This window comes from Actinomadura alba, from assembly GCF_014323705.1.
GTDB classification, from domain to species: Bacteria; Actinomycetota; Actinomycetes; order Streptosporangiales; family Streptosporangiaceae; genus Actinomadura_C; species Actinomadura_C alba.
In genome coordinates this window covers 46,047-66,497 of sequence record NZ_JABVEC010000019.1, presented here as the reverse complement: position 1 = coordinate 66,497, position 20,451 = coordinate 46,047, and the positions used below count along the sequence as shown (strand labels likewise).

Annotated in this window: 21 protein-coding genes; 11 read left to right on the top strand and 10 right to left on the bottom strand. The window is 70.0% G+C overall.

Going from position 1 to position 20,451, the window contains the following annotated elements:
* Positions 1-2: 2 nt before the first annotated feature.
* Together HKK74_RS23795 and HKK74_RS23790 are read left to right on the top strand one after the other, a co-directional pair.
* Positions 3-1,616: an alpha/beta fold hydrolase gene (locus tag HKK74_RS23795; RefSeq protein ID WP_187245548.1), complete on the top strand. Its 1,614-nt coding sequence runs from the start codon at positions 3-5 to the stop codon at positions 1,614-1,616.
* Between the two features lie 102 nt (positions 1,617-1,718).
* Positions 1,719-2,621, top strand: coding sequence for an ankyrin repeat domain-containing protein (locus tag HKK74_RS23790; protein ID WP_187245547.1), 903 nt, complete (start codon positions 1,719-1,721; stop codon positions 2,619-2,621).
* Positions 2,622-2,670: 49 nt separating this feature from the next.
* On the opposite strand, the gene HKK74_RS23785 is transcribed toward HKK74_RS23790, so the two are convergent.
* Positions 2,671-3,291, bottom strand: a complete 621-nt coding sequence (locus HKK74_RS23785) for a TetR/AcrR family transcriptional regulator (protein ID WP_187245546.1) — start codon at positions 3,289-3,291, stop codon at positions 2,671-2,673.
* A gap of 96 nt (positions 3,292-3,387) precedes the next feature.
* On the opposite strand from HKK74_RS23785, the gene HKK74_RS23780 reads away from it, so the two are divergent.
* The gene (locus HKK74_RS23780; protein ID WP_187245545.1) at positions 3,388-4,599 is read left to right on the top strand and encodes an FAD-dependent monooxygenase; all 1,212 of its coding nucleotides are present in this window, start codon (positions 3,388-3,390) and stop codon (positions 4,597-4,599) included.
* Here HKK74_RS23780 and HKK74_RS23775 read toward each other — a convergent pair.
* Both HKK74_RS23775 and HKK74_RS23770 read right to left on the bottom strand, forming a co-directional pair.
* Entirely contained in the window at positions 4,575-4,751 is a 177-nt protein-coding gene (locus tag HKK74_RS23775; RefSeq protein ID WP_187245544.1) for a dihydrofolate reductase family protein, read from the bottom strand. The two genes, HKK74_RS23780 and HKK74_RS23775, sit on opposite strands and share 25 nt — an antisense overlap.
* Positions 4,748-4,990 carry a dihydrofolate reductase family protein gene (locus HKK74_RS23770; protein ID WP_187245543.1) on the bottom strand — a complete coding sequence of 81 codons (243 nt, stop codon included), beginning with the start codon at positions 4,988-4,990 and terminating at the stop codon, positions 4,748-4,750. Before HKK74_RS23770 ends, HKK74_RS23775 begins: the two co-directional genes overlap by 4 nt.
* A gap of 333 nt (positions 4,991-5,323) precedes the next feature.
* On the opposite strand from HKK74_RS23770, the gene HKK74_RS23765 reads away from it, so the two are divergent.
* On the top strand, positions 5,324-5,554 hold the full coding sequence (locus HKK74_RS23765; RefSeq protein WP_187245542.1) for a hypothetical protein: 231 nt from the start codon (positions 5,324-5,326) through the stop codon (positions 5,552-5,554).
* A 23-nt stretch (positions 5,555-5,577) separates the two neighbouring features.
* On the opposite strand, the gene HKK74_RS23760 is transcribed toward HKK74_RS23765, so the two are convergent.
* Positions 5,578-7,977, bottom strand: coding sequence for a thiamine pyrophosphate-binding protein (locus HKK74_RS23760; RefSeq protein WP_187245541.1), 2,400 nt, complete (start codon positions 7,975-7,977; stop codon positions 5,578-5,580).
* A gap of 367 nt (positions 7,978-8,344) precedes the next feature.
* Between HKK74_RS23760 and HKK74_RS23755 the strand changes: the two genes are divergently transcribed.
* Positions 8,345-9,799, top strand: a complete 1,455-nt coding sequence (locus HKK74_RS23755) for a DEAD/DEAH box helicase (protein ID WP_312881701.1) — start codon at positions 8,345-8,347, stop codon at positions 9,797-9,799.
* Positions 9,800-9,928: 129 nt separating this feature from the next.
* Here HKK74_RS23755 and HKK74_RS23750 read toward each other — a convergent pair whose 3' ends face one another.
* Together HKK74_RS23750 and HKK74_RS23745 are read right to left on the bottom strand one after the other, a co-directional pair.
* Complete coding sequence (locus tag HKK74_RS23750; RefSeq protein WP_187245539.1) at positions 9,929-10,681, bottom strand: acyltransferase; 753 nt, start codon at positions 10,679-10,681, stop codon at positions 9,929-9,931.
* A 192-nt stretch (positions 10,682-10,873) separates the two neighbouring features.
* Positions 10,874-11,326, bottom strand: coding sequence for a hypothetical protein (locus HKK74_RS23745; protein ID WP_187245538.1), 453 nt, complete (start codon positions 11,324-11,326; stop codon positions 10,874-10,876).
* A gap of 136 nt (positions 11,327-11,462) precedes the next feature.
* Here HKK74_RS23745 and HKK74_RS23740 point away from each other — a divergent pair, with 136 nt between their 5' ends.
* Positions 11,463-12,026, top strand: coding sequence for a peptidylprolyl isomerase (locus HKK74_RS23740; RefSeq protein WP_312881700.1), 564 nt, complete (start codon positions 11,463-11,465; stop codon positions 12,024-12,026).
* A 206-nt stretch (positions 12,027-12,232) separates the two neighbouring features.
* The gene (locus HKK74_RS23735) at positions 12,233-12,928 is read left to right on the top strand and encodes a rhomboid family intramembrane serine protease (RefSeq protein ID WP_312881698.1); all 696 of its coding nucleotides are present in this window, start codon (positions 12,233-12,235) and stop codon (positions 12,926-12,928) included.
* A gap of 142 nt (positions 12,929-13,070) precedes the next feature.
* Here HKK74_RS23735 and HKK74_RS23730 read toward each other — a convergent pair whose 3' ends face one another.
* A complete protein-coding gene (locus HKK74_RS23730) occupies positions 13,071-13,328 on the bottom strand; it encodes a cell division protein CrgA (protein ID WP_187245535.1) in 258 nt (85 codons plus the stop codon).
* Positions 13,329-13,545: 217 nt separating this feature from the next.
* Between HKK74_RS23730 and HKK74_RS23725 the strand changes: the two genes are divergently transcribed.
* From HKK74_RS23725 to HKK74_RS23710, 4 genes are read left to right on the top strand one after another with little or no spacing between them, the layout of a single operon-like run.
* Entirely contained in the window at positions 13,546-14,169 is a 624-nt protein-coding gene (locus HKK74_RS23725) for a DUF881 domain-containing protein (RefSeq protein ID WP_246491916.1), read from the top strand.
* Between the two features lie 18 nt (positions 14,170-14,187).
* Positions 14,188-14,832 carry a class E sortase gene (locus tag HKK74_RS23720; RefSeq protein ID WP_187245533.1) on the top strand — a complete coding sequence of 215 codons (645 nt, stop codon included), beginning with the start codon at positions 14,188-14,190 and terminating at the stop codon, positions 14,830-14,832.
* Complete coding sequence (locus tag HKK74_RS23715; protein WP_187245532.1) at positions 14,832-15,020, top strand: hypothetical protein; 189 nt, start codon at positions 14,832-14,834, stop codon at positions 15,018-15,020. The genes HKK74_RS23720 and HKK74_RS23715 overlap by 1 nt, the downstream gene beginning before the upstream one ends.
* Positions 15,017-15,640, top strand: a complete 624-nt coding sequence (locus HKK74_RS23710; protein ID WP_187245531.1) for an anthranilate synthase component II — start codon at positions 15,017-15,019, stop codon at positions 15,638-15,640. Before HKK74_RS23715 ends, HKK74_RS23710 begins: the two co-directional genes overlap by 4 nt.
* Positions 15,641-15,700: 60 nt before the next feature.
* On the opposite strand, the gene pknB is transcribed toward HKK74_RS23710, so the two are convergent.
* Genes pknB through HKK74_RS23695 form a run of 3 tightly spaced genes read right to left on the bottom strand, consistent with a single transcriptional unit; the run spans position 15,701 to position 20,396 of the window.
* Positions 15,701-17,473 carry a Stk1 family PASTA domain-containing Ser/Thr kinase gene (pknB, locus tag HKK74_RS23705; RefSeq protein WP_187245530.1) on the bottom strand — a complete coding sequence of 591 codons (1,773 nt, stop codon included), beginning with the start codon at positions 17,471-17,473 and terminating at the stop codon, positions 15,701-15,703.
* A gap of 33 nt (positions 17,474-17,506) precedes the next feature.
* Positions 17,507-18,895 carry a serine/threonine-protein kinase gene (locus HKK74_RS23700; RefSeq protein ID WP_187245529.1) on the bottom strand — a complete coding sequence of 463 codons (1,389 nt, stop codon included), beginning with the start codon at positions 18,893-18,895 and terminating at the stop codon, positions 17,507-17,509.
* Positions 18,896-18,935: 40 nt separating this feature from the next.
* Positions 18,936-20,396 carry a penicillin-binding transpeptidase domain-containing protein gene (locus tag HKK74_RS23695; protein WP_187245528.1) on the bottom strand — a complete coding sequence of 487 codons (1,461 nt, stop codon included), beginning with the start codon at positions 20,394-20,396 and terminating at the stop codon, positions 18,936-18,938.
* Positions 20,397-20,451 lie beyond the last annotated feature (55 nt).

The following is a 20,451-nucleotide window of genomic DNA, read 5'->3' as shown; positions in this document are numbered from 1 at the left end:
ACATGAACCGAACGAGATCCATCCGGAACAGGGCGCTGGCCGCCGGGCTGGCCGCCGCGGCACTGGCCACCGCCGGTGTCACCACGACCCGCCCGTCCGCCGCCTCGCCGGGCGAGACCCGGCCCGCCATCGGCCCTGCCGCCGAGGCCGGTCCGGAAGCGACCCGGTTCCACCGGCAGCGCATCGCGTGGAAGGCATGCCGGCAGGGGCCGGAAGACGGGCTCGGCGAGGAGCTCGACCGGGCCGGGGCACAGTGCGGCGAGGTGACGGTGCCGCTCGACTATTCCGATCCGGGCGGCCGCACCATCACGGTGGCGATGTCCCGGCTCAAGGCCGCCGACGGCGCGCACCGGATCGGGACCATGCTGCTCAACGGCGGCGGCCCCGGCGGCGGGTCGATGGATCTGCCGCCGTACGTCCGTTCGCTCATGGGCGACGTGGGGCCACGGTTCGACCTGATCGGGATGGACCCGAGATCGAGCGGGCGCAGCACGGCGGTGGACTGCGGCTGGCCGACCGGCGTCTGGACCCGCTCGGCCGGGCTGGACCGCGCGGGATTCGACCGGATGGCCGCCTTCGAACGCGATCTCGCCGACAGGTGCGCGCGGCGCCACCCCGACCTGCTGCCGCACATGACCACCCGGAACATCGTGCGGGACATGGACGTCATCCGCGCGGCACTCGGGGAGCGGCGGATCTCGTACTACGGGGCCTCGTACGGCACCTATCTGGGCGCGGTCTACACCCAGATGTTCCCTCGGCGCACCGACCGGTTCGTGCTCGACAGTGCCGTCGATCCGCGCCGGTACGGGGCCGAGGACATGCTGGCCGACGCCGCCCCGGCCAACGAGGCCGCCTTGCGCGACTGGGCCGCCTGGGCCGCGCGGCGCGACGGCGAGTACGGTCTGGGCGCCACGCGGCGCGCCGTGCTCGCCACCGTGGAGCGGATCATCCGGGTCGCGGCGAGGCGCCCGCTCCGCGTCGGTGCCGACCTCCGGGTGGACGAGCACATGGTCCCCTTCCTGTTGTTCGCCGCTTTGGACGACGACCGTGACGAGGCCGCCGCGAACCTCGCCGCCAACGTGCGTGTGCTCAGGGACGCCGCCGCGGGCCGGCCGGCCGAGCCCACCGACGGGCTCAGGGCCGCGCTGGAGTCACTGCTGACCGGCGCGGACTCGCGGTCCGGCAGTTCACAGGCGGCCATCCTCTGTGGTGACCGGGCGGTGCACCGCGACCCGGAGTCGTACTGGACGAAGATCGAAGCCGCTCGCTCGCGACAGCCGGTCACCGGACCCCTGCTGAACAACATCAGCCCCTGCGCCTTCTGGCCGGAGCCGCCACGAGAGGAACCGACCCGGGTGCGCAACGACGTCCCGGCACTGATCATCGCTGCGACCGGTGACACCCGCACGGTTTACCGGCACGGCCTGGCCCTGCGCCGCCTGATGACCGGATCGCGGCTGCTCACTCTGCGCGGTGCCCGCATCCACGCCGTGTACCCCCGGTACGGGAACGCGTGCGTCAACGACTCCGTCAACGCCTACCTCCGCGACGGTGCCCTTCCCGCCACGGACCTCAGCTGTGCGAAGGGCTCCCCGACGGCCGTCGCCGGATGAGCACCGGACTTCTGGCCGTCCGTCGCGTAGGTCGGGTAGGTCGCCTGAACAGGAACCCGAAAGAGGACCGTCCCTGTCCGCGCTCGATCGTACGGTTTCGCCATGAGACTCAAGAGCGAGCTCCTCGATCTCTCCGACACCGCCTGGCAGCGACTGCGCACCCGCGTCGAAGGATTGACCGACGAGGAGTACCTCTGGGAGCCGGCGCCCTACTGCTGGACGGTCCGCGCCGCCGGCGACGGCACTTGGCGGGCCGACGGCTCACCGCTGCCGCCCGAGCCGGCGCCGCTGACCACGATCGCGTGGCGGCTGTCGCATCTCATCGACCTGTTGAGCGGCGAGCGCAACGCCACGTGGCTCGGCGTCACACCCGCGGCGGCGCCCGGCCGCGAGGGTGCGCCGGGCACGGCGGCGGAGGCGCTCGAACGGCTCGACCAGGCGTACGCGCTGTTCCGCGGTCACGTGGACGCGGCCGACGAGGCCGCGCTGCCCGAGCCCATGGGCCCTATTGCGGGCGCCTACGCCGAGCACACCCGCGCGGCCTTCATCCTGCACGAGGTCGACGAGCTCATTCATCACGGCGCCGAGGTCGGCGTGCTCCGCGACCTCTACCAGGCGACCCGGCCGCGCGAGCCCTTCGTGGCCGCGTGCCTGGGCGACGATCTCCAGGAGGTGAAGTCGCTGCTCGCGGCCGATCCGGGCCTGCGCGATGCCCATCCGGCGATGCTCGGCCAGGCCGCGGCCGCGGGGAGTTGGCGGGTCGTACGCCTGCTGGCCGACGCGGGGTTCGAGGTGGACCCGGCCGACGGCGTCCCCGCGATCCACTCCGCGGCCGGCGCGGGCGAGCTGGAGGTCGTACGGCTGCTCGTCGAGCGTGGGGCCGACCTGAGCGTGCGCGACCCGCGGTTCTCGGAGACCCCGCTCGGCTGGGCCCGGTACTTCCGGCAGGACGAGGTGGCCGGCTATCTGGAGTCGGTCTCCGCCCCCGCCGGTCCGCCGGCCTGACGACGGCGTCGGCCGGCCACGGTGCAGGTTGAACGACGACCGCCCCCGCTCACGACTCTGGGGACACCTGACCGGCGAGGCCGTGCAGCAGCAGAGCGCTGAGCGTGTCGATGATCTCGTCGTCGCTCAGCTCCGGGACGTGCTCGCCCGAGGTGAGGAACGAGTAGCCGAGCATCGAGATCATCGCACCGATCGCGGCCGCGACCAGTGCCGGATCGCCGGGCAGGGCGTGACCGCGCTCTCGCAGGTACTCCAGGTGGTCGCGCAGGACGGCCGTCTCGGCGGTGAGGTTCCGCCAGGCGCGGCCCGAGCCGTGCTGCTCGGCCATGGTCGACTGCAGTACGGCCACCACCACCGGCAGGTGGTCGCGCAGGACGGTCCATGCGACGGCGACATGGGCGCGGAGCTGACCGGGGTCGGTGAGGTCGTGGTCACGGGGATGTTCCTCTCCGATCTCGGCGTCGGCCTGCGTGTCCATGTCGCGCAGCAGGGCCTGTAGCAGGTCCTCCTTGCTCGTGAAGTGGTCGTAGAACGAGCCGGTGGCGCGCCCCGCCTCCCGCGTGATGTCAGTGATCTTGGTGTTCAGGTAGCCGCGTTCGACGAACAGCCGCCGCGCCGCCTGCTTGAGGGCGACCTCGGTCTCGGCCGCCCGCGCTCTTCGTACGCCCACCCTCGGTCCTCCTGTTGACGCGGTGCCACGACAGTACCCATACTGAACCAGAATTCACCGAATAGAGATTCGGTGAATCAGAGTTCGGGAGGACTCGTGAGGGTGATCGTGGTCGGCGGAGGCGTGGCGGGAGCGGCCGGAGCGATCGCGCTGCGGCGGATCGGTGCCGAGGTCACCGTGTACGAGGCGTACGACCCGCCCGCCGGGCAGGTCGGCTCGTTCCTGAGCCTGGCCGCCAACGGGCTGCGGGCACTGGACGCCCTCGGCTGCCTGGACGAGGTCCGGCGTGCGGGATTCGAGGTCGCCCGGCAACGCATGTGGTCGGGTACCGGCGCGTTGCTGGGCGACGTCCCCCGCGGGCGCGTGTCCGCCGACCCCCTGCGCAGCGTCACGCTGATGCGCGGCCGCCTGGTGGGGGCACTGCGCGACGAGGCACGGCGCGCCGGTGCCCGGGTCGTCACGGGCGAACGCCTGGTGGCCGCCGTCAACGGCACCGACGGCGTGCACGCCGAGTTCGCCGGCGGGCGCACCGCGAGCGCCGACCTGCTCGTCGGCGCCGACGGCATCTGGTCGGCCACCCGGTCGATCCTCGACCCGTCCGCCCCCACGCCTGCCTATGGCGGGCTCTACAGCGTGTCCGGGGTGGCGGAGGGCGTCGAGGCCGAAGGCGTCGACATCGAGCCCGGCGTCTTCAACATGGTCTTCGCCCGGAACGGCGCCTTCCTCTACCTGCCCGCCCCCGACGGCACGGTGTGGTGGTCGGCACAGGTCAACAGCCCCCGGCGCCCGGAGCCCGACGGGCTCACCGACGCCGAGTGGCCGGCCCGGCTCGGCAGGCTCTACCGCTTCGAGGAGGCGCCCCGAGCCGTCCTGCGGGCGACGACCCGGTTGCACCGCCCGACCCTCATGCACGCACTGGCCGAGGTCCCGACCTGGCACGACGACCGCACCGTGCTCATCGGCGACGCCGCGCACCCGGTGGGCTCGGGCCAGGGCGCGTCGATGGCGCTCGAGGACACCGTGGCGCTCGCGAGGGAACTGGCCACGGCCGATTCGATCCCGGCCGCGCTCGCCGGCTACGACCGGTCACGCCGCACGCGCGTCGCCAAGATGACCAAGGCGGACGGCGGTAATCGCGCGACCAAGACGACCGGTGCGGTCGGCCGCCGGATGCAGCGGCTCATCATGCCGATCGTGATCCCGCGCGTCTACGAGCGCGCCACCGCCTGGCTCTACACCCACGACGTGGGGGCCCTGCCGGCCCCGGCCGCCGACGGTGCCCCCTACGACCGCGCGGTGGGCCGGTAATAGAGCAGGACGTTCCCCGAGTCGTACCGCACGGTGCCGGTCAGCGTCAGGTCGACCCGGCTTCCGGCGAACAGCGACCGTCCCGCGCCGAGGAGGACCGGAGCGACGATGACCCGGAGCTCGTCGACGAGGCCCATCTCCAGAAGGCTCACCGTGAGCTCGGAGCTAAGATCGCGATGTCCTTGCCGGGCTGCTCCTTGAGCCGGGCGATCTCGCCGGCCACGTCATCCTTGATCAACCGTGTACCGGACCACTCGGCCCGCTCGAGCGTCCGGGACACGACCACCTTGGGGAGCTCGTTCATCGCCGCGGCCACGACCGGGTCGCCGCTCTTCGCCTCGGGCGTCGGCCAGTACGACGCCATTCCCTCGTAGGTGACCCGGCCGAACACCAGGGTGCCGATCTCGTCGAGCTGCCGTTCGGCGAACTCACCGAACTCGGCGTCGACGTTGTGTCAGTCGATCTCGCCGTTCGGGCCCGCGTGGTAGCCGTCGAGGGACGTCATCATGAACGAGAACATCTTCGGCATCGGAACTCCTTCGCGCACGGTGATGGCACCCTGTGCGGATGCCCTTCATCGGGGAGGTCGGAGCGGGCGGCGGGTCATCGACACGGCCGGTCGCTCCCGGGCAAACCCGCGCGTTGGTCAAGGTTCCGCCCCGGCGCGACTTGGCGGCCGGATACAGCGGACAATGGTGGCAAGCCGCTAGAGCAAGGAGCTCCATTGACCGCCTCAGGCACGAGCGACAATCTGGATCTCGCAGCGAGCGCACGCGAGATCGCCGATGGCGCGCCCGCCGGATCAGTACAGCAGGCCGCGGCCGGCTCCGTGGCCGTCACCTGCGCGACCACCCGCAGCCTCGCCGAGGCGCGTAGCGTGCTCGGCGGGGTCAAACCCGAGCCGGTACGGCAGGCCGCTCTCGACCTGCTCGATCGGCTGTCGATCCGCGGCTGATCCCTCACCCGCCGCATCGTGCCTCACGACAGTGACAGTGCGGCGAGCGCTGCGTTGACGATGCTGCCGGGCAACAGGTCGTGCAGCTCGTAGAGTTCCCGCACCGTGCCGGACTGCCCGAACTCGTCGACGCCCAGTGGCACGCACGGAGTGCCGAGCGCCGAACCGAGCCACGCCATGGCGTGCGACGCCGCGTCGTGCACCGTCACCACGGGCGCGCGATCGCCGAACACCGTGCGCAGCGCGCCCGGGACACTCGGCGCGGCGGCGGTCCGTACGCCCTGGCGCAGGGTGCGCTGCCAGGCGGTGTAGATCCGGTCCAGCGAGGTCACGTCGGCCACGTGGGCCGCGATGCCCTCGTCGGCGAGCTCCTCGGCGGCGGCGAGCACCTCGGGCAGCACGGCGCCGGACGCCGCGAGATGCACCACGGGGGCTCCGGCGGCACGGAGCTCGGGGTGGGCGTGATGGGCGTCGTACAGCCGGTAGGCGCCGGCGAGCACCTGACGGCGCAGTACCGCGTCGCCGATCCGGGCGCGCGCGGCCTCGAAGGGCGCCTGGTCGACCGGACGGGTGGTGAGCCGGAAGTAGTACGCGCCGTCCTCGGCGGGGGTCGCCGTGGTGGTCGAGCTCGGACCCGCGGCGATGTGCCCGAGCGCGTCGCACAGCAGCCAGTCGAGCGGTGTGGCGTAGGCGGGCTCGATGAAGGTCACGCCGGGCAGTTCCAGGCCGACCGAGGCGGTGATGGTCGACTGGTGCGCGCCGCCCTCCGGGGCCAGGGTGACACCCGACGGGGTACCCGCCACGATGAACCGCGACCCGGAGTAGGTGCCGTAGAGGAACGCGTCGAGCCCGCGCAGCACGAACGGGTCGTACACCGTGCCGACCGGCAGCAGCGGCTGGGCGGACAGATCCCAGGACAGGCCGAGCTGGCCGAGCAGCAGGAACAGGTTCATCTCGGAGATGCCCAGTTCGATGTGCTGACCCGAGGGACCCTCGGCCCAGCGGAGCATCCCGTCCTCGTTCCAGGACCGGCGCTGCGTGGGGGCGAACACGCCGGTCTTGTTGATGAACCCGGCCAGGTTGGTCGAGGTCGCCACGTCGGGCGCGGTGGTCACGAGGTACGGCGCGACGCGTTCGTCGCGGGCCAGGTCGACCAGCACCCGGCCGAAGACCTCCTGGGTCGAAATGGGCCTGCTGGTGCGCACGTCGGTGCTCTCGGGCACCTTGATCGGCAGCGCCTGCTCGCGAGGTGCGCGGGCCATCGCCTCGCGCCGCGAGCCGACCAAGATCCCGGCGGGTGACGCCGGGTCGAACCGGTCCCACTCGGTGTCGCGGTCCAGCCCGCGCTCGGCCCGCAGCGTGTCGATCTGCTCGGTGGACAGCAGAGCCGAGTGATTGCGCGGGTTGCCCGCGATCGGCAGTCCCCATCCCTTGACCGTGTAGGCGAACACGACGCTGGGGCGGTCGGTCACCGCGTCGCATTGAGCGTACGCGTCGAGCATGGCGCCGAGGTCGTGCCCGCCGAGGTCGGTCACCAGTGGGGCCAGCTCGGCGTCCGGGATCCCGGCGACGATCTCCTGTACCGCCGCCGGTGCCCCGTCGAGGAACCGCTTGCGCAGGTCGTCGCCGAGCGGGCCGAACAGCGACTGGTACTGCTCGTTGGGCATGGCGTCGATCCAGGCCCGCAGGTGCTCGCCGCCCGGGCGATCGCAGGCCTCCCGCAGCCGCCGGCCGTACTTCACCTCGACCACGTGCCAGCCGGCCGCCTCGAACTGGCCGCGCCACTGGTCGATGCGCACACCGGGTACGACCCGGTCGAGCGACTGGCGGTTGAAGTCCACGAGCCACATCACGTTGCCGAGACCGGCGGTGGCCGGATCGGCGACCGCCTCCCAGATGTTGCCCTCATCGAGCTCGGCGTCCCCGAGGATGGCGACGAAGCGCGAGGCGGGCCGCTCGCCGAAGTGCGCGTCGACGTAGCGGCGCGTCACCGCCGCGAAGAGAGGAGCGGCCACGCCGAGCCCGACCGATCCGGTGGAGAAGTCGACCTCGTCGGGGTCCTTGGTGCGCGACGGGTAGGACTGCAGGCCGCCGCGTGCCCGCAGCCGCGGCAGGTAGGAGCGATCGAGATTGCCCAGCAGGTACTGGATGGCGTGGAAGACCGGTGACGCGTGCGGCTTGACCGCGACCCGGTCGGCCGCGTTCAGATGCGCGAACCACAGGGCCGTCATGGCCGTCACGAGCGATGCGCTCGACGCCTGGTGCCCGCCGACCTTCACCCCGTCACCGGTGTCGCGGTCGTGGTTGGCGGCGTCCACGATCCGCGTGGCGAGCCACCCCACCCGCCGCTGGATCTCGTCCAGGACCTCGAGGTCGGGTGTGTGCCGCGGGGTCGGCCGCCGGCTCTCGTCGTGGTCGGTCACGGATGCTCTCCCAGGGTCGTACGCGGACCGCCCCTGAGGCGGGCTCACAGCGGGTTCATGGACCTGTTGATGTCGTCGTTTGCGACAAGCCTGACCATACCGGGCAGGGAATGTCCACCTTCCGACGGCATGGTGTGTTTCGAACCGTGCCGAGGCTCGGCGGTCCCTCTTCCGGCGCCCGCCGCGGGACGCCGGCCCGGCGCGACTCGAAAGATCTTTTTCGGCCCTCCGGGCATAAGGAGGCACACCCCCACCGTTAGACTGAGGCAATCACCCTTTGCGGCGCTGAGCGCGCCCGGCTCGTCCTTGCAGCCCACCGATCGAATGTGGTGCCTCCCGAGACGTGCCCCCTCTCGGAAGGTTCTACGTGTCAGACACGCCCACGTTCGCCCAGCTCGGCCTGCCTGCCCCCCTCGTCTCCGCCCTCTCCCGCCAGGGAATCGAGTCACCGTTCCCGATCCAGGAGGCCTGCATCCCCGACGTGCTGGCCGGGCGAGACGTGCTCGGACGCGGCAAGACGGGCTCGGGCAAGACGCTGGCCTTCGGACTCCCGCTGCTCGCCCTGATCGCCGGGCAGAAGGCGGCTCCCAAGCGTCCACGCGCCCTCATCCTGGTCCCCACCCGCGAGCTCGCGATGCAGGTCCAGACCAACCTGGAGCCGCTCGGGCGCAGCGTCGGCCTGCGCTTCAAGACCGTCATCGGCCAGACGTCGATGCCCCGTCAGATCGACGCGCTGCGCCGCGGGGTCGAGGTGCTCGTCGCCACCCCGGGCCGGCTCAAGGACCTGCTCAGGCAGGGCGCCTGTGATCTCGGCGACATCGCCGTCACGGTTCTCGACGAGGCCGACCACATGGCCGACATGGGTTTCCTGCCCGACGTCACCGACATCCTCGACCAGGTGCGCCCGGACGGTCAGCGGCTGCTGTTCTCCGCCACCCTGGACAAGGACGTCGACGTCCTGGTGCGGCGCTATCTCAACGACCCGGTGACCCACGCGATCGGCCCCGTCGACGAGTCGGTCGACACCATGGACCACCACCTGCTCCTCGTGGCCCCCAGGGACAAGAACACGATCACCGCCGAGATCGCCAACCGTGAGGGCCGCACGATCCTGTTCGCCCGCACCAAGCACGGTGTCGACCGGCTGGCCAAGCAGCTCGCGCAGGTGGGCGTGCGGGCCGGGGCCCTGCACGGCGGCAAGAGCCAGAACCTGCGCACGCGCACCCTCGCCGAGTTCCGCGAGGGCAGCATCAGCGTGCTCGTCGCGACCGACGTCGCGGCCCGCGGCATTCACGTGGACGACGTCAGCCTCGTCGTGCACATCGACCCGCCCGCCGACCACAAGGACTACATGCACCGCGCCGGCCGTACGGCCAGAGCGGGCGAGAGCGGCACCGTCGTCACCCTCGTGCTGCCGCACCAGGTACGCGCGACGGCGGCCATGACGCGGCGGGCCGGCATCGACCCGACCCGTACGAAGGTGATGGCCGGCGACGACAAGCTGGTCCGGCTCACGGGGGCGCGCCCGCCGAGCGGCGAGCCGATCACCGAGCCGATCATCCGCACCTCCGCCGGCCGTTCGGGCCGCGGCCGGCCCGGTGAGCGCCGCGGCAACCGGGGCCAGGGCTGGGGCGGCGGCGACCGTTTCGGCGGCCGGGGCCGAGGCGGCGAGCGGCGCGGCGGCTGGTCCGGCGACGGCTCGGGCGAGGGCGGCGACCGCCACTCGTACAAGCCGCGTACGGGCCATGGCCAGCGCGGCCAGGAGCAGCGGCCCACCGGTGGCGCGGACCGCCGCCGGCCGCGCCCCTCCCACCAGGGCTGACGCCCCGCCGTGATCATGTTGCCTCACCCCGCCTCACCCCGCCGTGATCATGCAATTGTTCGCGCCTTCGCGGAATGTGGCATGAGCGTCGCGCCTTAACTGCATGATCACGCTGGGGGTGACGGCGGTTCAGCCGGCCTCTTCGCGGAGCCGCTCCTGGAGCAGTTGCAGGCCCTCGAGCTCTTCGACCGTCAGCGCCGCGAGCTCGTCCGCCGAGGCCAGCCGGGCACCACCGCGCAGTGGCGGCTGCCAGCCCTCTTCGGGGTCGTACCGCCGCACGATCTTGGCGGGCACGCCGGCGACGACGCAGTGATCGGGAAACTCCCCGCGGACGACGGCGCCGCCCGCCACCGCGACGTTCCGGCCGAGGCGGGTGCCGGGCAGGATGATCGCGCCGGTGCCCAGCCAGCAACCGTCGCCGATCAGCACCGGGTTGTTCTCCGGCCACTGCCGGCCGATGGGCGTGTCGAGATCGCCGTAGCTGTGGTTCTGATCGGTGATGTAGACGTTCGGGCCGGTGAAGACGTTGTCGCCGATCTCGATGGACCGGTGGCCGATGATCTGGTTGCCGCGGCCCAGGGAACAGCTGTCGCCGATTCGGACGATCAGATTCGGCCCGAGGTCGAGCCCGGGTCCGAAACCCGCCGACAGCGTGACGTGCGGCCCGATGAGCGTATGGTCTCCGACGGAGATCCATCGCTCGCCGTAGATCGTGCCCACGGGGAAGCCGATACAGGCGCCGTCGCCCAGCCTGGCGAACCGGAGCCGGCCGGGCGTGCTCGGAGTGATCTCGCCATGACGCGCCAGCCACTCCCATCCACGGTGTACGGCGACGGTGACCTTGCGGCGGATCGATGCGGCGACCTTGTCCCTGATCGGCATGGCGCACACGGTACAGGCCACCTAGACGGCGGATGACCGGGGCCGTCTCGCCCCGGACCGGCGCACCGAGGCGGCCGCGCAGGACACGGGCCGGCGGGGGAACCGTCCCGGCGGCAAGAGGGGACGACAAGGAGGACCCGGCGGTCCGACCGCCGGGTCCTCCTGTGTGCGTCGCTGTTCAGCGAGAGTTGATCAAGGAATGCGAGCCTGCCCATCCGCTGACGTCGGGGACGGCTGCAGCACGTCCTCTGAGTGCTTCGGAGAGTTCGTGGGAATGCGACGGCTCACCATCGCGCCGACCGCGCCGATGGCACCGGCGGCCGCCAACGTGATCATCGCGGTGTTGCGCTTCTGCCGCTGACGTCTCGGCGGCTCGACCTTGTCGGCCGCCTTGGTCAGCAGCGTGCCCACCCGTGGGCCCAGTTCGGTCTCGACGTAGTGTGCGGCCCGCACCAGACGCGGTGCGCTCCACTCTCTGGCGTCGAGCATCCGCTCCGTGGCGATCTCACGCGCGACCTGCGTGGTGGGACCGATGCGTTCCCTGGCCCGATGGGCACCTTCCTTGCTCAGCTCCTGCATCCGCTGCAACTGCTCACGGTCGATCTTGACCCGTGTCGACGGGCGGTATCTTTCCTTGAAGGACACGCTAACCTCCCGGATCTGCGGGGTCCTGACCCTCAGCCTTCCCTGAGCGCGCAAGGTAAACCTCTGGCGTGGGAGTATGCGGTCACGCGCTGTTTCCAGGCGCGACTTGTCCGCGACAAAGAGGAGGCAGTCTTCCGTGGCTGAACAAACCAATCGAGGATTCGGGGGACCGGGAGGCTCGGAGGTGCTGGTCGCCACGCTGCGCACGACGCTGGGTCCGATCGTCATCCGGCTGTTCCCCGAGCACGCTCCGCAGACCGTCGACAACTTCGTCAGTCTCGCCGAGGGCACGAGGGAATGGCTCGACCCGCGCACCGAGCAGAAGTCGAACGCGCCGCTCTACAACGGCACGATCTTCCACCGGGTGATCGACGGCTTCATGATCCAGGGCGGTGACCCGCTCGGAACGGGCACCGGCGGGCCCGGGTACGATTTCGCCGACGAGTTCCAGTCGGGCCTGCGATTCGACCGGCCGTACCTGCTCGCCATGGCCAACGCCGGCCCGAACACCAACGGCTCGCAGTTCTTCATCACCGTCGTGGCCACCAAGCACCTCGACAACCGGCACACCATCTTCGGTGAGGTCATCGAGGGCACCGACGTGGTCGACAAGATCGCGACCGCGCGGACGGGCCGGTCGGACCGGCCGGTCAACGACATCGCCATCGAATCGGTGACGATCGACCGCCGCCAGTCGTAATAGAGGTAGGGAAGCAACCACAGCGCAGAGCCGGAGACGAGGCAATGAACACTGACCCGCAGCCCCCTTCCGGGGCGGAGGCGGACAAGCCGACGTGTTACCGCCATTCCGAGCGGGAGACGTACGTCCGGTGCACGCGCTGTGATCGCCCGATCTGTCCCGAGTGCATGCGCGAAGCGGCGGTCGGCCATCAGTGCGTGGAGTGTGTGAAGGAAGGCAACAGGACCGTCCGGGCACCGCGCACGGTCTTCGGCGGCCGGGTCTCGACGACGCCCGTGGTGACGTACACGCTCATCGCCGTCAACGTCGTCGCGTTCTTCCTTCAGTACGCCGGGACCAATGTCGAGGGGCGCTACGGGCTGTGGCCGCCGGCCGTCGCGGACGGTCAGTACGAGCGGCTCGTGACCTCGGCGTTCCTCCATTACGGGCCGGTGCACCTGCTGTTCAACATGTGGGCCCTGTACATGGTGGGGCAGCCGCTCGAGCAGTGGCTCGGGCGGCTGCGGTTCGGGGCGCTCTACCTGCTGAGCGCGCTCGGCGGTTCGGTCTGTGCCCTGCTGTTCGCGCCGCTGAACACCAACACGGCCGGTGCCTCGGGTGCGGTCTTCGGGCTGTTCGCCGCGATCTTCGTGGTCTCCAGGCGGATGCGGGTCGACGCCCGGGGCATCGCCGTGGTGATCGGCCTCAACCTGCTGATCACCTTCACGTTCCCCAGCATCAGCTGGCAGGGACACGTCGGTGGACTGGTGACGGGCGCGCTGCTGGCGTACGCGTACGCCTATGCGCCGAGAAACCGGCAGCAGCTCGTCCAGCTCGGCGCGACCGTGGTGGTCGCCGCCGTGTTCCTGGTACTGATCGCCATCCGCGTCGGCCAGCTCACCACACAGCTGAGCGGCGTCTAGCCGTACTCTCTCAGGGGTTCGCCGGAGGTCCGTGAGATCACGGCGGTGGGCGGACCTGTGGATAACCTGGGGATCACATCCAGGTTATCCACAGGCTGTGGACGAAATTCGTGGATTGATCACCGGCGAACGTGGGTACCCGTTACCGCCACTTAGTGGCGAGCCCCAGCCCCACAATGATCGCGGCGAATCCGATGCCGAGGTTCCAGTTGCCGAGATCGCTCATCACGGGAATGTTGGTGTCGGTGCTCGCCGTGACGTAGAAGGTCGCGATCCAGGCCAGTCCGGCCAGCCATAGCGTGATCATCGTAGGTGCCAGCCAGCGCGGGCTGACCTGGACCTTCTGCGACTTCTGCGGTGGCGTGTAGACGGCCTTCTTGCGCACTTTGGACTTGGCCACTGTGGATCGGTCTCCTCGGGCGGGCGTCGGCAGCGCGCCGGCCCACTCATGGGTGGTTTGTCGGATAGCGTAGTCGCTGGTGAGCAGCGTACGGCGTCAGACGTGGAGAAGCATCATTCCCATCCTCACACTTACCGCGGGCGCGTTGTTCGCGGCGAGTGCGAACACGGCACGAGGCACTGATCTCCGCGATGCGGGCCGCACCAGGCTCACCCAGTTGATCACGGCCGAGCAGCGTCGCAACCAGCGGGAACGCGCTGAGTACCAGCGACTCAACCGTGATGTCGACACCATCTCACGGCAGACCGGCCGGCGCGACGAGCGGGTGAAGCAGGCACAAGTACGAGCCGACGGATTGGCGGGAATCTCCGGATTCACCCCCGTCAAGGGCCGTGGCCTGCGGGTGACGCTCGACGACGCGCCGCAACGGTCCGGTGGAAAGCGCGGCGGTGTCAAGCCCAACCCCGATGACCTGGTGGTTCATCAGCAGGACGTCCAGGCGGTGGTGAACGCCCTGTGGGCGGGCGGTGCCGAGGGCATGCAAATAATGGACCAACGCCTGATCTCGACCAGCGCCGTCAGGTGTGTTGGCAATACGCTGATTCTGCAAGGCGTCGTCTACTCTCCGCCTTTCCGGATCACCGCTGTGGGTGATCCGGGCCGGTTGAGGGCCGCGCTCGACGCCTCCCCGGACATCGCGACCTACAAGGAATATGTCACCGAGTATGGCCTCGGATACGGAGTGAAGACCCTCGATCGCGTCACCCTCCCCGCCTACACGGGCAACGTGACGATGGAACACGCGACCGTGCCGGCCGCCGGCGAGAGCGACGGGACGTAGCTGCGGGGGTATGGACTAATGCGGGCGCTCATCCGTGGTGTCGGCGAGCTCTGCATCACCGCAGGGATCGTCCTCCTGTTCTTCGTCACCTACGAACTGTGGGGCACCGGCCGTTACACCCAGGATCAACAAGACCAGCTGAGCAGGCAGCTCGCTCAGGACTGGGATCGGCCCAAGGTCACCACCGAGAAGGTGAAGCTGGGCAGCGGCATGGCCCTGTTGCGCATCCCCCGGTTCGGCGACAGGTTCCGTTACGTCGTGGTCGAGGGCGTCGACCTCGGCGACCTCCGCAAGGGACCGGGCCACTACCCGGGGACGGCGATGCCCGGCGAGAAGGGGAACTTCGTCGTCTCCGGCCACCGGACCACCTACTCCGCCCCGTTCAACCGGGTCGACGAGCTCCGCGACGGTGACCGGATCCTGGTGGACACCCGCGAGGGGCAGTTCGTCTACAAGGTGACCGACCAGAAGATCGTCTCTCCCCGAGAGGTCAGCGTGACCGCGGCCGTACCCTTCCATCCCAAGCGGGCGGCCGACAAGCGGCTCATCACGCTCACCACGTGCCACCCGAAGTTCTCCGCCGCCAAGCGGCTGATCATCTTTGGCGAGCTGGCGCAGCGGCTGCCGCGAGCGAAGCCCGGCACGCCGGCCGGGGGTGCCTGATGTACGCGTGGATCTGGCGCCATCTGCCCGGCACGGCCCCGGCGAGGGCCGCGACCGCCGTGGCCCTGGCCATGATCATCGCTGGGCTGCTCTGGTACCTGGTGTTCCCCTGGGTCGAGCCCAAGGTCCAGTTCGACCGCGGCGTCATCGACCACCACACCTCCACCCCCGCGAGCCCGCGCCCATGAACACGGCGAGTGGCGCGGTGGCGGCCGGGCGGAGGCCACGGGTCCTCGTCGTGGACAACCACGACAGCTTCGTCTACAACATCGTCCAGTACCTGCTGGAACTGGGTGCCGACTGCGTGGTGCTTGACCGCTCCGACGTCACTCTCGCCGACGCACGGGATGTGGACGGAGTGCTGCTCAGCCCCGGTCCGGGGCATCCGTCCGAAGCCGGTGTCTGCGTCGACCTGGTGCGCGCCGCCGAGCAGAGCGGGCGGCCGTTGCTCGGCGTCTGTCTCGGCCATCAGGTGATCGCGGTGGCGTACGGGGCCGTCGTGTCGCGCGCGCCCGCCCTGCTCCACGGCTACACCAGCCTGATCCACCACGGCGGCGAGGGGGTACTGGCAGGGCTGGCGGACCCGTTCCCGGCCACCCGGTACCACTCGCTGGCCGTGGAGCCGGCGACCGTTCCCGGCGAACTGGAGATCACGGCCCGTACCGAGGACGGGACCATCATGGCCCTCCGGCATCGCCGGCGGCCGATCGAGGGCGTTCAGTTCCATCCCGAGTCGGTGCTCAGCGAGGGCGGCCACCGGCTCTTCGGAAACTGGCTCGGCAGACTCTGTAACACCGCGGCCCGCTGATACGACTCACCTAGGAGGGCTTCCGCCATTGCCCCCGAGTGGCGGAAGCCCTCCTTCACGTCATTGGCCCGGGAAGGTGATGGTCGGGCCCGGGTCCGGAGGCGGCTCTTGCTCCTGGGCCTTCGCGACGAAGATGATCACGGTCGTGTTAGGCGGGACCTTCTGGCCCTCCGGCAGGCTCTGCCGGAAGACGGTTCCCTCGGGCACGTCGCCCTCAGGCGGGGCCTCCCTGACCTCGGCCCGCAGCTTGGCGTTCTTGAGCTGCCTGAGCGCGTCGTTCTTCTGCAGACCCACGAGGTTCGGCACCGTCGTCTCCTGCGGGCCGGTGGAGACGTACATGACGACCCTGGACTTCTCCTCGGCCTTGCTGCCGCCCGAGGGGGTCGTCCTGATCACCATGCCCCGCTGCACCGACGTGGACGCCTGTGTCCGTGTCACGACCTCGAAGCCGGCCGCGGTGAGCTCGGCCTTGGCCGCCTGCGCGGGTTGCCCCTCGACGTCGGGGACCTCGACTTCCTTGACCTCTTTGCCCTTGGAGACGGTCAGCGTCACCGTCGAGTCCGCATCGACCTTCTTACCCTCTGCAGGGTCGGCGCTGATGACCTTCCCGCTGGGCGTGGAGTCGTCGAAGACCTCCTTGGTGTCGGCCTGGAGCCCGGCGGTTTCGAGGGCCTTCACCGCCTCGCCCCGGTCGAGTCCGACGACCTGGGGCACCGCGACCTGCTGTGTCTCGGAGCCGGAGTTGTTGCCATTGGTCATCAGGACGCCGATCAGAGCCGCCCCGCCGAGGAACAGCACCGCCACGAGCATCCAGATCGCGACCTTCTTGCCGTTGCCCCCGTTGCCCCCGTAACGCTCGTCCTCCTGGTCGTAGCGGACGGGAGGCAGGTCGTACCCGGTGTTGGTGGCTCGCTGCATCTGCGTGCGGGCCGGCGGCGCGGCGCCCATGACCTGCGTGCCGCTCATCGCCATCGTGGCGGCCGCGGAGACCGGCTGGCCCTGCAGGGCCCGCTGGATGTCGGCGCGCATCTCGGAGGTGCTCTGATAGCGATCGTCCGCGCTCTTGGCCATCGCCCTGAGAACGATCGCGTCAGCCCACGGCGGGATCTGCGGGTCGAGCTGCGACGGCGGGATCGGCTCCTCCCGTACGTGCTGGTACGCGATCGACACGGGGGAGTCGCCCTGGAACGGGGGCCGCCCGGTCAACAGCTCGTACAGCACACAGCCCGTCGAGTAGACGTCGCTGCGGGCATCGACGCGTTCACCGCGGGCCTGCTCCGGTGACAGGTACTGGGCGGTGCCGATGACCTGAGCCGTCTGGGTCATCGTCGCGGCGGAGTCGTCCATGGCACGGGCGATGCCGAAGTCCATGACCTTGACCTCGTGGTCACGGGTCATCATCACGTTCGCCGGCTTGATGTCCCGGTGGATGATGCCACCGCGGTGGCTGTAGTCCAGCGCCCGCAGAATGCCGTCGACGATCTCCATCGCCCGCTCCGGCCGGAGCCGGCGGCTCTGCTGGAGCAGGTCGCGCAGCGTGTGGCCCTCGACGTACTCCATGACGATGTACGGGACCGGCAGATCGCCCAGCATGTCCTCGCCGGTGTCGTACACGGCGATCACCGACGGGTGGTTGAGCGACGCGGCCGACTGTGCCTCACGCCGGAACCTCGCCTGGGACGTGGGGTCCCTGGCCATGTCCGAGCGGAGCGTCTTGACCGCCACGACACGGTCCAGCCGGAGGTCTCGGGCACGGTAGACCTCGGCCATGCCACCGCGCCCGATGACACCATCGAGCTCGTAGCGGCCACCGAGTAGCCGAGGCTGAGTCATGTCTCGCACATTCCCTTGTCGTCTACAGCATTGCTATGAACCTAGTGGCGATCCGCCACTGCTTGTCGGATCTGGGTCCGGAATCGACGGCTCAGCGCTCGGTTCCGGATCGGGCGGTGTCGGGTTGGGGCTGGTTGTCTGGGATCTGGTCGGTCGTGGCGTGGCGCTCAGGGTGGGGGACGGGCTCCACGTCGGCACGTTCGTCCCTGCGGTCTGCGGAGACGGGGTGGCCTCGGGCGAAGGCCTCGAACCGACCGGGTTCGGATCGGTCAGATCGCCTTGCATGACCGGCCCGGTCGAGGCCGGGACGTCGCTGTCGTTGCCGTTGAGGCCGGCGCCCTGCCGCTCCTGCCACGGGGACGTGATGAGGATCACGCCCAGCAGCACGATACCCAGGGCCACTGCGGCCAGCAGCAACGGGGACCGGTGCTGTACGGCGTCGACCTGGTCGGTGTCGGCGCCCCCGGTGACCTCTTGTGCGGTGGTGAGCTGTCCATCGGTGGTGCTCCCGCTGCCGGGGAGATCCGGCCCCTCGGCTTCGTCCGGCTCGACGGTGAGGGTATCCGACCTCGTGGCATCGTCAAGTTCGGCCGGGTCGAGGCCCGTGGCCAGCGACTCGCGGATGACGTACGCCTGGTCGGCCAGCTCCTGGGCGCTGGTCGGGCGGTCGGCGGGCTTCTTGGCCAGCAACTGCCGGACGAGCTCACGCACCGGTGCCGGAATGTCGAGGGGCAGCGCGGGCGGGAAGTCCCGCACGTGCTGAAGGGCGATCGCGACCGGCGTGTCGGCGTCGAAGGGCGGCCGGCCGGTGAGGCATTCGAACGCCACCACACCGAGCGAGTACAGGTCGGTGGAGGGCGTGATCGCCTGACCTGAGGCCTGTTCCGGCGACACGTAATGCGCCGTGCCCATGACCATGCCGGTCTGGGTCAGCGTGCTGACCGCCGCAGCACGGGCGATGCCGAAGTCGGTGACCTTGATCGTGCCGTCGCCGGTCACCATCAGGTTCCCGGGCTTGACGTCACGGTGGATGATCCCCGCGGAGTGCGCCACCTGCAGGGCGCGGGCGGCCTGTGCGACAAGATCGAGGGTGGCCTCCGGGTCGAGCCCGCCCGTACGTGCGATGATCTTGGAGAGCGGCTCGCCGGGGACCAGCTCCATGACCAGGAAGATGAGATCGTCCTGCTGGCCGTAGTCGTACACCTGTGCGATGCCGCTGTGGTGCAGCGACGCGGCGAACCTCGCCTCGGCCTGGAACCGGCTGCGGGCCGCCTCATCGGACACGTACTCGGGGCGCAGCAGCTTCACCGCGACCGAGCGGGCGAGAAGCTGGTCGGTCGCACTCCACACCTGGCCCATTCCGCCGGTGGCCAGCAGTTCGTCCAGCTGGTACCGGTCGTTGAGCAGGAGCTGCTCGGTCATGGTGCCCCCCGCTCGTCGGCGGGGCGCCGTATCGGCTCGCTCAACGCCGCACCGCCGACATGATCGTCGCGGCGAGGTTGCCCGCGTTGGTGGCGGCCGACCCGGGGCCCTCGGTGACGACGGCGAACGCGTAGCGGGGGCTCTCGACCGGGCTGTAGCCGACGAACCACCGGCTGTTGAGGCTGCCGATGCCGGTCTCGGCGGTGCCGGTCTTGCCGGCGATGTTCCGGCCCTGCAGGTTCGTGGCGGTGCCGGTGGTCACCACGGCCAGCATCATCTGCTTGAGATCGTCGGCGACGCCACTGCTCATGGCCTGGGCGAACTCCTGGGGGTTCGCGCTGTAGAGCTCCGACTGGTCGTCCGCCCGCACCTTGTCCACGAGGTAGGGCTTCATGATCTTGCCCTTGTTCGCCACCGCGGCCGCGACCATCGCCATCTGCAGCGGAGTGGCCCGCACGTTCGCCTGCCCGATGCCGCTGCGGCCGAGGTTGTCGCCGCCGAGCGGCTGGCCGGTCGGCTCCTTGGTCGGGACGTCGCTCTCGGCGCTGAGCAGGTCCGGCTCGACCGGGATCTTCTTGCCGAAGCCGAACTTCGCCGCGCCCGAGTTCAGGGTGGCCGCCTTCATGTCCAGCGCCATCCGGCCGAACGTCGTGTTGCACGACTCGGCGAAGGCACTGATCAGTGGTGCGGTCTGCTTGCACGCCCCGCCCTCGTGCGAGTTCGGCAGCCGCCGCCCGGTCTCGGGCAGGATCAGGGGATCGGTCCGGACGGTGCTGTTGAGGTTGAGCCCCTTCTCCGTCATCTCGATCGCCGCGACCACGGTCTTGAACGACGAACCGGGCGGGAAGGTCTCGTTGAGCGCCTTGTTGACCAGCGGTTTGAAGTCGGCCTTGTCGAGGCGCTGGAGCTCTTTGGAGCCCTTCTCCCCGGTCTGTGGCGCGATCCGCTCCGGGTCGAACGAGGGGTAGGAGGCGACCACCTTGAGGGCGCCGGTCTTGATGTCCATGACGACCGCGGCCGCGCGGCGGTCGGTGGTGCCCTTCAGGGCGTTGTAGGCGGCGCGCTGCGCCCGGGGGTCGATCGTGGTCACCACGTTGGCGCCCTTGGTGGGCTTGCCGATGAAGGAGTCGAACCAGCGCTTGGCGGTCAGCCGCTTGTCCTGGCCGTCGAGCAGCGAGCTGTAGGCCACCTCGAGGCCGGACTGGCCCCCGTTCGAGGAGAAGAACCCGGTGACGGGCGAGAAGATCAGGCCCTCTTTGTAGTCCCGCTGGTACTTCGGGTTGCTCTTCCCGCTCTCCTTGGACGACGCGAGCGTCTCGGAGCCGGCGATGATCGAGCCGCGGTCGCGGTTGAAGACATCGGCGTACTGCCGGGAGTTGAGCTTGTCGTTCCGCAGGTTCTCGGCCTCACTGCCCTGGATGTAGTTCACGTTGATCATCAAGGCGAGGATCAGCAGGAGCGCGAAGATCGACACGCGCCTCAGTGGCTTGTCTAGATCCATGGTTCCGCTCCCTGCATCGTGCGCCCGGTCAGCGGGGCGATGCGACAGTGCGCGC